Genomic DNA, 13,473 nt, shown 5'->3' on the forward strand with positions numbered 1-13,473 from the left:
GTCTTATTATGGATAGGGTAGAAGAAACGTTAGGTACACCTAGTATATTAGTTAACAATGCTACCTTTGAATCGCCTACAAATTTTCGAACATTGAATACAGAAATTCTGGACATGCATTACAAAGTGAACAACAGTGGGACACTTATGTTGTCTGTAGAATTTGCTAAAAGGTTTGAAAAGTCATTTTCTGAAAGAAAAGATGGTCGAATCATTAATATGATATCTAAAGGTCCAGATCCAAACAATCTAGCTTATATAGCAACTAAAGGGATGGTGATTGCAATAACTGAACCTTTATCAGTTGCATTAGCGTCCATCGGTATCACAGTAAATTCTGTAAATCCTGGACCCACTGATTCCGGTTGGATAAATGAGGAAATAAGAAATCATTTACTTCCACTATTCCCAACAGGACGTATAGGAGTACCCGAAGATGCAGCACGGTTAATAACATTCTTAGCCAGCGATGATTCTAGTTGGATTACAGGACAAATCATAAAATCCGACGGTGGATTTTTAGGTAAATAGAAAGAAAAAGGAACCTACTATTAATTAAAAGACGCTTTTCCTGAGCATGGAAAGCGTCTTTTTAATGGAAAAAAAGATTGAGCTAACTCCATAATTTTGAAATAATTGTAATAAGCAATTGGGTAGGATTGTGGAGTTATACAGATAGATAGGAGTTTTTATAATGACAATAAGGACAAAAATCATTTCAATTGCAGCTGTGTCTGGTGGAGGGAAAACTACAATAACAAAGAAATTAGGTCTTAAATTGAAGAATTCAAAAGAATTGTTTTTTGATGATTATGACTTTGAAGATTCACCCGAAGATTTAATTAATTGGGTGAAAGAAGGAGCTGATTATAACCTATGGAATTTGGATCCTTTGCTCTCAGATATTGATTTTTTAATAAATTCTAAGGAAGTACCCTCTTACATATTGCTCGACTATCCGTTCGCATATAAGAATGATAAAATGAAAAAACTTATTGATCTTTCTATTTATATTGACACTCCTTTAGATGTAGCAATGGCTAGGCGTTTAATTAGGGATTACAAAAATAATTCAATAACAGAAATACATAACGATTTAAATTTTTATCTGAATAATGGAAGAATAGCTTATTTAGAAATGGAAACTACAATAAAACCCAATTCAGACACTGTTATAGACGGAACATTTTCTCCTGATAAAATTGTTAAGCTTATCATAAAGGAAATAAGAGATAGAGGTTTATAGCATATTCCACAAACGGGCGCTTTCCTTATTTCAGAAAAGAACTCGATTGTGGAAAATCTTCTATTAATGTCTATTAAAGAAAAGTACCCGTTAAACAAGGTAATTTCTAATTTAAACCATTTATTTTTTTAATTTAAAAACTATAAAGTCAGCACATCTAAAATCTTCTTCAAATGAAGGGTATTTTTTTAGCATCTCTTTTGATGGCTTCGGTTCTACTATGCTTTCTAAGACAAAACCTGTTTTCATTAAAGTGTTTATATAACTTGTTAATGTTCTATGGAAGAATAACATTTTTTCTTTATCACCTAAACCTTGTTCATACGCACCTTCATAAAAATATTTATCTACGTTCCAGTGCAACTTTTCACCGCTTTCTGTTTTCTCCCAACCACATTCTGGAGTAACAAAACAAGGATGCAAAATTGAAAAAATAAAACTGCCTCCATCTACTAATAACCGATACATTTCTTGAAATGCTTTTTCATAATTTGCAAGGTCTTGAATGACCATATTGGATACTATTAAATCGAAACTTTCATCTTCTAAAGTATTCAAGTCCTCACAATTACCCTGTCTATAATCAATTAACAAATCTTTTTGAGTTCTTCCTTTGGCAATTTCTAACATTATTGGAGAATAATCCACTGCTGTTACAGTGGCTTCAGACTTGGCTAAAATTCTACTTAAATACCCTTCACCGCACCCAGCATCTAAAACTCTTTTATTATTTACAATTCCCATAAGTGAAAATAAGGTGGGATTTAAAAAAACTTCTTTATGAAGGTCTCCTTGTTCAGTATGATTTTCTGAATATGTATCTGCAAAACCATTCCACCTTTTAATCGCTTCTTCTGTACCAACATTTTGTTTCATTTTAAAGCCTCCCTTTTCTTTTGTTTTAAGTCCATTCCCTTTACTTCTTAATCTTCTTAAAGTATCCTGCCATGTTTGTTCAATAACAAAAGAAGCACCCCTTGTTGTAGGAATGCACCCATTGATAAAATTTACTATTTCTTCTCAGCAATTACATAAACATAATCACCTAAATTACTACTAAATTTGTTTAAAACCTCTTCAATTTTCTTAGTTTCAATGTCCTTTTTTAACCTATTACAACCTTCGTCAACTTCGACTTTTGAAGCTAAATTTGCGAATGTAGAAATTCCTGATCGTACTTTTTCGTCTAAATACATTTTCGGTTCATACTTGCCACTATAAAGGAAAAAATCTTCTAAATTAGGTTGTATTAAGAACGTTTCATGACCGACGATATTAAATCCAACTGTTTTTAATGTATTGCTGACTTCTGCTACATTTGGCATTTGATTGGCGGAGATTTCAATAGTTTTTGGAAAATATTCTTTAAGCCAATAATTATTCATCTGTTCAGGAGATGAAGTAAAAATGACAAATCTACCTTTATCAAGGACTCTAAAAACTTCTTGAAATGGGGTCAAAAGGTCATCAAAATGATGAATTGCTAATGTACAAGTTACTCCTTCAAAGACGTTACTCTCAAAAGGTAGTTTGTTTACATCCGCTACTTCCCAATCTATTGTTTTTGATTTCCCTCTTGCTTTCTTAATCATTTCTATCGAAATATCACTTCCAGTCATATGTAAGCCCGTATTTTCTAAAGCAACCGTATAATTACCCGTTCCACAAGCAATATCAAGTATTCTACATCCATTCGATACTTGCAAATGATTTCGTAAACGTCTGGAAATTTCAGGGTCAGCTTTACGAGTAGTATCATAAGCTAAACCAATATGATCGTATAAAGATGCCATCTCTAAAAACCTCCTAAAACTCTATATGTAGATTTTACCATTAAATTCTCTTATTTCCTCAACTTGCCTTACGTAAGTTTTGAAGCTTATCATTCATTATATCCACACCTCCCTACCATATTTTTCAATTTATCCCTACCCCTACCTAAGCTAGTCTTAATTGTGTTTCTATTTATTTTTAGTATCTCGCTAATTTCTTCAATCGGTAATTCCTCATAATAATAAAGAATAATCACTTCTCGAACGGGCGCTTTTCTGTAACAAGGACAGTGCCTTTCTTTATGTAAAGAACCATTTAATTGAATAAAGGAATAATTAGAAATTGATTCGAAGCTCAAAGTTATACAAATGAAGAGGCAGTAAACTTTAACTAGCTGTCAACTAATAGATTGATTGCAATACGTAAACAGGATGTGCTTATAATATATATGTGGTTAACAGAGATTGATAGAAATAGGGAGCCTTTTAAAATGACACATATTTTAATAATAGAAGATGATGAAAAAATTCAACAGTTTTTGGAGCATGCTTTATTTGAATTAGATCCAGATTTACAACTTTCTTTTTCAGTCAGTGCTACAGATGCCTTGGTTATGGCACAAAAGCAACAATTTGATGTATTCATCGTCGATATTCAACTACTCGATTATAAAGGTACAGATTTAGTTAAACAGCTACGCTCTATACAGACATATAAATATACGCCAATCATTTTTGAAACAGCTATTGTGACTGAAGAACTACGAGCATATCGAGAATTAAAATGTTATCACTATCTAATGAAACCATACATAAAAGAGGAAGTGCAGAAAATTATTGCAGAGGTACTCGACTACTTGCAGCAACCGAAAACAGATGAACGAACAGTAAGGATTGAACAAAAAGGATTTATTTTCGAATACCGATTACAAGATATTTTATATATTGAATCTTTCGGTAAAAAAATGGTTATTCATCTGCTAACTGAACAAGGGGAACACCGACAAGAAAAAATCGCAGGTTATTCTTTAAAAGCCATGCTGAAATTATTAGACGATGGGCCCTTTGTACAATGCCACAAAAGCTATATACTCAATAAAAAGTATATTGAAGCAATTCAAAAAGCAGACAATCTAGTCAAGCTTCGCCATTGCTTAGCTCCATTACCAATTGGACTTAAATATCGCAGTCAAGTCTTGGAAAGTTGAAAAATGGTATTGTTATTATTTGAAACAGCACTTGATGTAATCTCGCTCTTTTTGATTATGTTATTAGTAGGGTGTGAGAAGCTCAGCCTTAAACAGGGAGCAATCCAATGGCTTGTAGTCATCTTGATATTTTTCCTATTAGATCAGCCACTGTTTAATACTGATAGCAGTAATATGAATGCAGTACTACATAGGGATTTTGAGATTTTGCCTGTTCAAAGGATATCAGGTCTAATTGGTCTACTTTTTTTAACATTATTAATGAATAGCTTTGTTTTAAAAGCATCACATATTGAAATTATCTTTGTTACAATGCTCGGATTTATTATATGGTTCTTAATACGATTATTCACTGTCGCAACGATTGATTTATTCACAATTAGTCGGATGGCCATTAGCCCATTAATACTTATTCTAACAATATGTTTTTATTGGCTCGTGAAGAAAAAATTTTCAGCTTATATACGCAATGATTTCAATCATTTTGTTAAATTAATAATTGTTAGTGTATTTTTCTTTATATTGTATATTATTCTGTCATCACGGAATCAAAACGGGCTAATAATTCAACCTATTTTTATAGAATTCGTTGTTTTGATTGTGCTTTTAATGCTTAGTTGGGTCTTTTATGAACAAAAAAAGGCTCAGGTAATGGAAAATCGAATGAAAGCAATTGAAAAATATATTCCAATTATTGATGAATTAGTTGCGGAAGTCCGTTCTAGACAACATGAGTTTTCGAATAAATTGTTAGCCATTTCAAGTATTTTGCAATCAACTGGGAATATGGAGGATGCACGAGAACAGGTTTCAAAGTATGTAGAAAACGTGCAACTAACAAGTGGACAGCACGAGCTTCTGAATATGGATCATAAAGTGATTGCAGGCTTTCTCTATACGAAGATGAAACGTGCAGAACAGTTAAATATGAAATTGAAGATTGAACGTTCAGTATCGGTTTCAGCCTTTCCATGCGAAGATTATGATTTAATTGAAGTTCTCGGTATTCTGATCGATAATGCCATTGAAGCTTGTTTCAGAGGCGACACAATTTTAATTCGAATGGTGCAATTAAATGATCGATACGAGCTGACAGTAAGTAATCTAGCTGAGTATATGACGAATGAACAATTTATGCAGTTGTTTAAGCTCGGGTATTCGACGAAATCCACCCATTCGAACAACCGAGGCTTTGGATTATATAATGTCCAACAAATAGCTAAGCAATATGGCGGAAAAATTATCGCACGAAATGATCAAAAGAATGGGCAAATGATTACGATTGGTATCCAGTTTTAATGCATAAATAGAGGTTTTAGAGGAACGAAAAATAATACGTTCCTCTAAAACCTTTGTTTGTTTCTAGCCTATTGTTTCGGGTAAATGTCTTCGATATAGTGAAATCAACGAAATGGAGGAATACGATGAGAAATTTAATCATACTGGAATGGCGTAAATTAAAAAGGCCGATTTTACTAACAATCATAGTAGGGACTTTATTGTCGATTATTTTATGTAGCACCATCTATAAAAGTTATGCATTAGAACATCAGTTAGAAGTATGGGAAGTTGGGTTTGGAATAATTAATTTTATATTTCCACTCATTGCAGTTTTACCGACATGTTGGCTCATGTACTTTGAGCGTAAAAATGGCTTCTTAAAATATACCTTACCGAGAGCGAGTAAAAAACAATATTTGGTATCGAAGTGGATTGTCATCAGTGGTAGTTCGTTCTTAATTATGTTCATCATTTCTTTTGCTGGTGTGGTTACAGCTCTTTATGGAGTTCAGCCGATTGATGTAACCTATACTTGGGTTTCACCTCAAACAGGAGAAGTTGCACCAAGATTATTACAAACACATTTTGCAGGAGAACTATTTACAAAATCACCACTATTATACGGATTGTTGTTAAGTGTTTGGAAAGGGTTTATTTGTGTTATTGTAGCAACGATGGGATATGTGTTTAGTCTGTATAGCCAAAACCTATTTGTCATATTAACAGGTCCTTTTGTTTATGTGATATTGGAAAATTTTATCCTTTCGATTTTACATCTTGAACGTTTACGATTAGTTACGGCTTTTGAACCAACAAATATCTCTGTCGAAGCTATTAATCCTGCTTCATTTATAATTGGCCCCATGTTAGCCATTGTCATCATCATCCTTTATGTCGTGTATATGAAATTTAAAGTAAAAGAATCTATTTACACGATGTAGGAGGCAAAGCATGATTTCGATCTTAAAACAAGATGTTCGAAAGTATATCGGGGCTCCTCTGTTGTTATTAGCTGTTATCCTCATTTTATTTTCTATAGTAGAACGGCAAGGCACTTTCGATAATTATGAAGTGTTTGTTTTACGAATGTTAACGGAACATTATTTACTAATTTACTGTATGACGCCCATTTTTTTGTTATCTATTTTTCGAAACTTGGAAGAAGATACACCTTTTTTATTAATTCGCTGCCGAAATTTCACAAGTTATTTTTATACAAAATGGCTAGCCATCTCGATTTACGCGATCCTTTTTGTTTTATTACAAATCATCATTGTAGTCATAATGGGAATTGGCTTACCTCAGGGGAATGTCTATCCTTTGAATAGTTCATCTGAAAATGAACTATTTTACTATTTTGAAGCCGTCTTATCGACGCCTCTATTGGCTACGATTAGTAGTAGTGTATATATGATGGTAGGCTTAGCTACTGTTGGCGTGTCCATCTTAACTATTTTTCATTTCTTCGATCGACGAGTGGTGACGGTAATGGTCTTACTTGCCTATGGGATTATGGCTATCAGTATTAAAATACCTACAATAGGTTCTCTACCTTTTATTACGTTGAATCGCTACATTATACTTCATCACAATTTTGCGATGGAAAATGGTGTTTTGTGGTCAGTTACAGGAATGATTGTGTTGGTATACGTCCAAATCATCTGCATTCGGTTTACTTGGTCTCGTAAGTTATCACTGTCTTGGAAAGTGACAGGTAAAGGATTGTTTTATTATTACGCACAAGCATTATGGACACGTAAAATCATTTTATTGCTATGTGTAATTGTAGGGATTTTAACGATATGGAAAGCAATGAATGGGATGGAAGAGTCATTACAAGATTATATACTTCGCTTTTTTTATGGACAGGAAATAGGTAACTTTCATTTGTTAACCTTTTTAGAGCAGCTCATTTATTATGGAACGCCGTTATATTTGTTTGCATTATTTATAGAAACTTGGTGTTCAGATGATAATTTGCCTGTCTTTATGCGAATCAAACAGAAAAAGAAATGGTTGTTCGCGATTGTTTTAAATGGACTCATATTCCATATCATTTATATTATTTTAACTTTTGCATTCCTTTTTATATTTTACTATTTGTCAAATAAAACATGGATAGCCCATACAATCCAAATTTCCGAAAATATTCAAATGAGTATTTGGCCCATTTTTATTTGCCTGAAAATATTGGAATTTAGCGCATTGTTCTTTATGTTTTTCTTATTATTTATTTGGCTAAAAAATGTGACGGCTTCTTATTTAATTGTCATGGCAATGCACGCACTCAATATAGTACCAAATATGTTGCTTTCATATAATCCTGCAGGTTTAGCAACTATTGCAAGACTAGAAATACTTGAAGGTTCGACAGGCATACCTTTGAGTGGAGCATTTACAGTATTAATACTCGGATTCAGCCTACTACTAATCTTCATTAGTCGTTCATACAAACGCTTTTTTTAATTAGGAGGTTCATTCATGACAAACGTAATCGAAGTATGTAATGTGTCCAAGGAATTTTCGGGACAAACTATTTTGAAAAATATTAAGCTACAAATTGAAAAGGGGAAAACAGTCGGTATTGTCGGTGGCAATGGAAGTGGAAAATCGGTATTATTTAAAACGATTTGTGGATTTATTCGTCCAGACGAAGGAATGGTAAAAATTCGTGATGAAGTGTTAGGAGCAGGAATTGATTTTCCAGAAAATGTGGGGGTATTCATTAACTCACCAGGATATATTGAGATTTATAGTGGCTTTAAAAACCTTCAGTATTTAGCTGCGATTAATAAAAAAATAACAGATACACAAATTAAACAAACGATGAATCTTGTTGGATTAAACCCAGATAACAAAACGAAAGTGAAGGATTATTCGCTCGGTATGAGGCAAAAACTTGGCATTGCTCAAGCCATCATGGAAAATCAAGACATTCTAATTCTCGATGAGCCATTTAATGCATTAGATTATAAAACATATAATGATATCAAGGAGATTATAAGGTCACTTCAAGCTGCTGATCGAACAATTTTACTAACAAGTCATCACTTTGAAGATATTGAAGAGCTTTGCGATGAAGTGTATATTATTGCTGATGGAGAACTGAAGCATTTAACAGAAGAATTGAAGTCGATTTATTTTAAACGTTCGGAATAAAGTAGGGACTATAATAAAACCAACTAATAAAACAGATTAGCTATTCAAGGGCGCGTTTCTGTAATAAGAACAGCGTTCCTTTTTTATGAAAAGGGCTATTTAATGGGCTTTTTAATAAAATTGGATATTCATGCTGAATTGGTGTAGATGTAGATTTGAAATAAAGTCACGATGTTTATAAAAAAGATGCGAAGTTTAGAATTTATCAAGACCTAAATTAAAAAAATTTGATAAAAATCCTGTTTGCAGGGTTTTTTCTTGTTCCACAAACGGGCCATTTAATTGAATAAAAGGTTGTATAAAAAAATGGGGTTTTATTCTCCCCTTACTTATCGATCGTAATAAAGGTCATACATGGAAATTTCCTCGAAACTAATAAGTTTGTCTATACCACTGTTTTGTTGGAACATAACGTAATAATAGGATTCTTAATGAGTTTTCAAACAATTTTCATAAGGAAGAGGAAAAATCATATCCAATGAATGTAATCAAAATCCGATTGGAGCTTGTTCGGAAGCAGAAGGATTAAGTACAACGGCTAATGGGACAACTTCCCGTACGGATGAGGAAGGGACTTTTGAATGAATAGGTCCGTAAAAAACTTTTGTGCCAAAACAAAAATGGTTATTTTTGGAAAGGGGGAGTAATGGTTAATGTCTGATCAGAAAGAAATAAAGTCCAGTGAACATCAGGAGGAAGAGGTTCAAGCCCAGGAAATAGGTACTTTGCAATCTCCAGAACCATGTTGTGCTAATGGGTGTATTATAACAGATGCTACAAATGGATGCTCCGTAGCAGAAGGCAGAGCTACAACCGCTAGTGGATTGGCTTCTCATGCGGAAGGCAGAGCTACAACCGCCAGCGGACCTCGCTCTCATGCGGAAGGCAGAGCTACAACCGCCAGTGGAGCTCGCTCTCATGCGGAAGGGCAAGGGACAACTGCAAGTGGAAATGACTCTCATGCCGAAGGAAACACAACGACAGCAGGTGGAAATGCTTCTCATGCAGAGGGAAGAGACACACAAGCATTCGGAGAAAATTCTCATGTCGAAGGACGAAATACTACGACAGGAGATGCAGGAGACCCATCACAAGGTCTGAATGCACATGCTGAGGGAGAAGGAAACACTGCTACTGGAAGAGCTTCCCACGCGGAAGGTGGTGCAGTTGACCAATTTGGCGACCCTGCCCCTACCTTAGCGAGTGGAGATAGTTCACACGCTGAAGGTGTAGGAACGACTGCGAGCGGATTCGCAACTCATGCAGAAGGAACCTCTACAACGGCAAGTGGAACTGCTTCTCATGCGGAAGGTAATAGCACAACAGCTAGCGGCCCTCATTCCCATGCGGAAGGAACCTCTACAACGGCAAGTGGCAATGCTTCTCATGCGGAAGGGATTTCAAATACTGCTAGTGGGAACTTTTCTCATACGGAAGGAGTAAATACAGCCGCAAGTGGAGAAGCTTCCCATGCCGAAGGATTAGGTACCATTGCCAGTGGAAGAGATTCGCATGCGGAAGGGATATTTACAACCGCCAGTGGTTTTGACTCCCATGCGGAAGGAATAGTTACAATCGCCAGTGGAAGCGCTTCTCATGCGGAAGGAGCATTTACTACCGCCAGTGGCAATGCTTCTCATGCGGAAGGGTTTGGTACTAATACAGCAGGGTTTGACGGCGCTCATATCATGGGACAGTTTGGTGATGCAGAGGAAGAACATTCCTGGTTTATCGGGAACGGAACTGATGATGATAATAGAGCGTTAGGGGCAAAATGGCTGGCATCAAGCGGCAATATGTTTATAGATGGGACTTTTGTTTCTGGAGGGGCCGACTATGCGGAAATGTTTGAAACCGCAGATGGTAATTCAATTAATGTAGGGTATTTTGTAACATTTGACGGGGCAAACGACAAGATACGCAAAGCAAATAAGGATGATACGTATATTGTAGGCGTTACAAGTACTTCTCCTGGTTTGATTGGTGATAGTGGAGAAATGCGCTGGAAAGATAAGTTTGTGACAGATAAATGGGGAAGAGTCCAGCGTCATGAGGTAACAGTCCCTGCGCAAACAGATAAAACAGGAAATGTAATAATCGCAGAACGAAAAGAAATCCAGCCGATTCTGAACCCTGATTGGGACCCCAAAATAGAATATGTTTCCCGTCTCAAGCGACCTGAATGGGTGACTGTTGGTTTATTAGGAAAAGTCTTGGTTCGTGACGATGGATCGTGTCAAGTCGGCGGATATTGCAGGCCCAATGACGAGGGTATAGCAACCACTTCAAGTGAAGGCTATCGAGTGATGATGCGTACAGAACCGGATCAAATTTTGGTATTGCTCAACTCTCAGCCTTCAAGAAATGACCTTGATCCTGTTGTGAAGTTGGAAAAACTAGCAAAGTTAAAAGAACAAGATTTTTTAACAGAAGAAGAGTTTAACGAGCAAAAACAAAAATTATTACATTCATAATAATATTTTCACAAGATGATGAGATTACCAAATACCATTAAAATAAATTTCCGTCCAGTAAAATAAAATTAACAAATATTATGGTAGGATCAATTGTACTGGGAATTGTGTATCCGGATCCTGTAAAACGGGCGCTTTTCTGAAATAAGGAAAGCGTCTTTCTTCATGAAAAGGGCGCTTTTCTTTAATAATGGAGGCATAAAGGAGTGGTTATTGTTATGCGATGTTTTTGTGAACATAAAGAAACTTATGAATTAAAAGTTGAAGGTGATGTTGATACAGACCCTATTTGGTGTAATAAATGTGGGTGTAATTTTGATATTGATGAAGTTCCCATTTCAGATGATATAAAAGAAGAACTTATGAAATGGGGAATGAAATATGGTGAATGGATTGATTGGAGTACAGATACGTTGCGTCCCAACGGAATTGAATTGGAAAATAAGCATAATAAACTAGGTCAACAGTTTACTGAAAAAGTGAAGAAAGAACTTGGTACTAAATATAAAGTGAGATTTTCTCCTTCTTCATCAGCCAGAATGTATGCTGGTTTAAAGTTTTGATTTCAACTTACGGGTGCAAGAGTTGAACAGGGAGTTGTCGTAACGGCAGCTCCTTTGGCTTATTGCGCTAACGAGATTGTGAATATTTTCACTTAAACTAACGGGCAGGATAATTTAACAAGTTGTGGGGATTTTTAACACAAGGGAGATGTTAAATGTTAAGGTTAACATATGGGATAAAGTATAGGGAGGGTTAAATTATGTTTCCAGTTCTCGATGTGTTAATGGCGTTACTCATGCCTATCTTACTTATAACACTCATAATTTTAATAGCTAAATGGATATGGAATCCTAACAACAACGGTAAGTCACATCAAAGCCTTGAAGACATTAAGGAACAACTCAAGAGAATTGAAGAGAAAGTTGATAAAATACATAAAGGTTAGTTATTAGACTTTTCTTATTAAACAAACGGGTGCGTTAGCGAAATAAGCCAATTAAAAAAATCGGTTCCTATCGTTGTAAAGGAACCGATTTTTCTATGCTGTAATTTGCTTAGCGTTGTAAATCCGCATTTTCCTGACGCTACCCCTTATTGCGGGTAGTGACATCTTCGCTGGTACTACCCCTAAACGAGCATATTAATGAAAGAAGAATGTTATAAAAAGCGAAAAATATAACATATTTTGGATATTTGGACATCCCTTTATATAAAGGGGGTGTTTATATGCGAAAACCTATATATATTGGTTTAGTTGTTCTGACATTAATCTGTGTAATGGTAGTTTTTCAAATTGTGTCAAATAGTAATGCAAGTGGTAATGGAGTCATTGATGAAGAAATTAAGATTAACGAAAAAGGGGTGGAAGTAGGCAAAGAGTATATGGCTGAACTTGATAAAGCAACTATGGAATTAGCTCAATATATTCAAGTTAATAAATCTGACGAAAATGTAAGTTTGTATTCGATTGAATATGACCTTGAAAATTTTCCAAAACGACTCATAAATGTAGATGTAAGTGAGGGGGACAATACGAATATTAAACATATTGAAGAAATGATTGCTGATATTGTGCAATCAGCAGTCACAGATAATGTAATTAAAGGAAACGAACCTTATGAAATTATTGTTCGAGAAAAATAATAGCAAGGGTTTTATTGTTCTAACAGGAGCTATAGTTCAATAAGCGAAAGCAGTTCTTCAGCCTTTAATAATATAGTTGATCTTCCACAATCGGGCGCTATTCTTGAATAAGGGTAGTGCTCATTTTTCATTTAAGGGCCAGATTGTGGAGTAAGAGAAAGTAATACCATATTTTGTTATTCTGGTTGTTTAATGAGAAATTTTCCTGTACACTTTTTTGTAGAGATGTAAATGGAAGGGGATTCAACTCAACATGTGTACAACCTTGTAATGATTATCAAAATGAATAGAATATTAACCTGTAACGGGTGAAATATGTCTATTTTTAAATCATTAACAAGGGTCGCTTGGTGTGTTAATACCTAAGAGCACTAGTGGATACCTTTGTATCTGCTTTTTTGTGTTTCAAGGAAATTTTACATCTCTTATATTCACCTCTTAGCACCTAAAAATTAGGAGGATAACTAATGACTGGTCTAAAAGGTAAAGTTGCAATAATTACAGGTGCAAGTCGTTCAAAAGGAATAGGGGCAGCAATTTGTCGCTCACTTGCGAACGCTGGAGCAGATATATTTTTTACACATTGGTCTCTATTTGATGAGACTAACGGTAATGGTTTAGATAAAGATTTTCCAAATATCTTATGTAAAGAGTTAAGAAATATAGGAGTAAATTCTGCTCATATGG

The 13,473-nt window shown here is 35.0% G+C and carries 14 protein-coding genes and 1 pseudogene; 12 read left to right on the forward strand and 3 right to left on the reverse strand.

Annotated features, from left to right (window positions below; genetic code table 11):
• A partial coding sequence (locus tag SAZ04_RS20690) for an SDR family oxidoreductase (RefSeq protein WP_332699073.1) occupies positions 1-530 on the forward strand: 530 nt, incomplete at its 5' end.
• A 163-nt stretch (positions 531-693) separates the two neighbouring features.
• Complete coding sequence (locus SAZ04_RS20695) at positions 694-1,245, forward strand: nucleoside/nucleotide kinase family protein (RefSeq protein ID WP_332699076.1); 552 nt, start codon at positions 694-696, stop codon at positions 1,243-1,245.
• Between the two features lie 120 nt (positions 1,246-1,365).
• Here the strand turns inward: SAZ04_RS20695 and SAZ04_RS20700 are convergent, their stop codons facing one another.
• The 3 genes from SAZ04_RS20700 to SAZ04_RS20710 all read right to left on the reverse strand — a co-directional run bounded on the left by SAZ04_RS20700 (position 1,366) and on the right by SAZ04_RS20710 (position 3,274).
• Positions 1,366-2,121, reverse strand: coding sequence for a class I SAM-dependent methyltransferase (locus SAZ04_RS20700; protein WP_332699079.1), 756 nt, complete (start codon positions 2,119-2,121; stop codon positions 1,366-1,368).
• A gap of 134 nt (positions 2,122-2,255) precedes the next feature.
• Positions 2,256-3,038, reverse strand: a complete 783-nt coding sequence (locus SAZ04_RS20705; protein WP_332699082.1) for a class I SAM-dependent methyltransferase — start codon at positions 3,036-3,038, stop codon at positions 2,256-2,258.
• An 89-nt stretch (positions 3,039-3,127) separates the two neighbouring features.
• Complete coding sequence (locus SAZ04_RS20710) at positions 3,128-3,274, reverse strand: sigma factor-like helix-turn-helix DNA-binding protein (protein WP_332699085.1); 147 nt, start codon at positions 3,272-3,274, stop codon at positions 3,128-3,130.
• 234 nt (positions 3,275-3,508) lie between these two features.
• Between SAZ04_RS20710 and SAZ04_RS20715 the strand changes: the two genes are divergently transcribed.
• The 10 genes and pseudogenes from SAZ04_RS20715 to SAZ04_RS20760 form a co-directional block, all read left to right on the forward strand.
• Positions 3,509-4,225 (forward strand): LytR/AlgR family response regulator transcription factor, encoded by a 717-nt coding sequence (locus SAZ04_RS20715; protein WP_332699088.1) that lies wholly within the window; start codon positions 3,509-3,511, stop codon positions 4,223-4,225.
• A 3-nt stretch (positions 4,226-4,228) separates the two neighbouring features.
• Positions 4,229-5,524 (forward strand): sensor histidine kinase, encoded by a 1,296-nt coding sequence (locus SAZ04_RS20720; RefSeq protein WP_332699091.1) that lies wholly within the window; start codon positions 4,229-4,231, stop codon positions 5,522-5,524.
• Positions 5,525-5,649: 125 nt separating this feature from the next.
• Positions 5,650-6,447 carry an ABC transporter permease gene (locus SAZ04_RS20725; RefSeq protein ID WP_332699093.1) on the forward strand — a complete coding sequence of 266 codons (798 nt, stop codon included), beginning with the start codon at positions 5,650-5,652 and terminating at the stop codon, positions 6,445-6,447.
• 10 nt (positions 6,448-6,457) lie between these two features.
• Positions 6,458-7,972, forward strand: coding sequence for a hypothetical protein (locus SAZ04_RS20730; protein WP_332699096.1), 1,515 nt, complete (start codon positions 6,458-6,460; stop codon positions 7,970-7,972).
• Between the two features lie 15 nt (positions 7,973-7,987).
• A complete protein-coding gene (locus SAZ04_RS20735; protein ID WP_332699099.1) occupies positions 7,988-8,665 on the forward strand; it encodes an ABC transporter ATP-binding protein in 678 nt (225 codons plus the stop codon).
• 653 nt (positions 8,666-9,318) lie between these two features.
• Positions 9,319-11,139, forward strand: coding sequence for a peptidase G2 autoproteolytic cleavage domain-containing protein (locus SAZ04_RS20740; RefSeq protein ID WP_332699102.1), 1,821 nt, complete (start codon positions 9,319-9,321; stop codon positions 11,137-11,139).
• A 206-nt stretch (positions 11,140-11,345) separates the two neighbouring features.
• Positions 11,346-11,702, forward strand: a complete 357-nt coding sequence (locus tag SAZ04_RS20745; RefSeq protein ID WP_332699105.1) for a hypothetical protein — start codon at positions 11,346-11,348, stop codon at positions 11,700-11,702.
• A gap of 200 nt (positions 11,703-11,902) precedes the next feature.
• Complete coding sequence (locus SAZ04_RS20750) at positions 11,903-12,088, forward strand: hypothetical protein (RefSeq protein WP_332699108.1); 186 nt, start codon at positions 11,903-11,905, stop codon at positions 12,086-12,088.
• 281 nt (positions 12,089-12,369) lie between these two features.
• Positions 12,370-12,786, forward strand: a complete 417-nt coding sequence (locus tag SAZ04_RS20755) for a hypothetical protein (protein WP_332699111.1) — start codon at positions 12,370-12,372, stop codon at positions 12,784-12,786.
• 467 nt (positions 12,787-13,253) lie between these two features.
• A pseudogene (locus tag SAZ04_RS20760) lies at positions 13,254-13,473 on the forward strand (SDR family oxidoreductase); the annotation flags it as partial.

Source organism: Halalkalibacter lacteus, from assembly GCF_036663595.1.
Taxonomy (GTDB): domain Bacteria; phylum Bacillota; class Bacilli; order Bacillales; family Bacillaceae_D; genus Halalkalibacter; species Halalkalibacter lacteus.

What these genes read in the sequence shown, in the direction of transcription:
- SAZ04_RS20750 (WP_332699108.1), top strand. Translation starts at nt 11,903, where the DNA reads ATGTTTCCAGTTCTCGATGTGTTAATGGCGTTACTCATGCCTATCTTA.
- SAZ04_RS20700 (WP_332699079.1), bottom strand. Translation starts at nt 2,121, where the DNA reads ATGAAACAAAATGTTGGTACAGAAGAAGCGATTAAAAGGTGGAATGGT.
- SAZ04_RS20735 (WP_332699099.1), top strand. Translation starts at nt 7,988, where the DNA reads ATGACAAACGTAATCGAAGTATGTAATGTGTCCAAGGAATTTTCGGGA.
- SAZ04_RS20695 (WP_332699076.1), top strand. Translation starts at nt 694, where the DNA reads ATGACAATAAGGACAAAAATCATTTCAATTGCAGCTGTGTCTGGTGGA.
- SAZ04_RS20725 (WP_332699093.1), top strand. Translation starts at nt 5,650, where the DNA reads ATGAGAAATTTAATCATACTGGAATGGCGTAAATTAAAAAGGCCGATT.
- SAZ04_RS20720 (WP_332699091.1), top strand. Translation starts at nt 4,229, where the DNA reads ATGGTATTGTTATTATTTGAAACAGCACTTGATGTAATCTCGCTCTTT.
- SAZ04_RS20755 (WP_332699111.1), top strand. Translation starts at nt 12,370, where the DNA reads ATGCGAAAACCTATATATATTGGTTTAGTTGTTCTGACATTAATCTGT.
- SAZ04_RS20730 (WP_332699096.1), top strand. Translation starts at nt 6,458, where the DNA reads ATGATTTCGATCTTAAAACAAGATGTTCGAAAGTATATCGGGGCTCCT.
- SAZ04_RS20705 (WP_332699082.1), bottom strand. Translation starts at nt 3,038, where the DNA reads ATGGCATCTTTATACGATCATATTGGTTTAGCTTATGATACTACTCGT.
- SAZ04_RS20740 (WP_332699102.1), top strand. Translation starts at nt 9,319, where the DNA reads ATGTCTGATCAGAAAGAAATAAAGTCCAGTGAACATCAGGAGGAAGAG.
- SAZ04_RS20715 (WP_332699088.1), top strand. Translation starts at nt 3,509, where the DNA reads ATGACACATATTTTAATAATAGAAGATGATGAAAAAATTCAACAGTTT.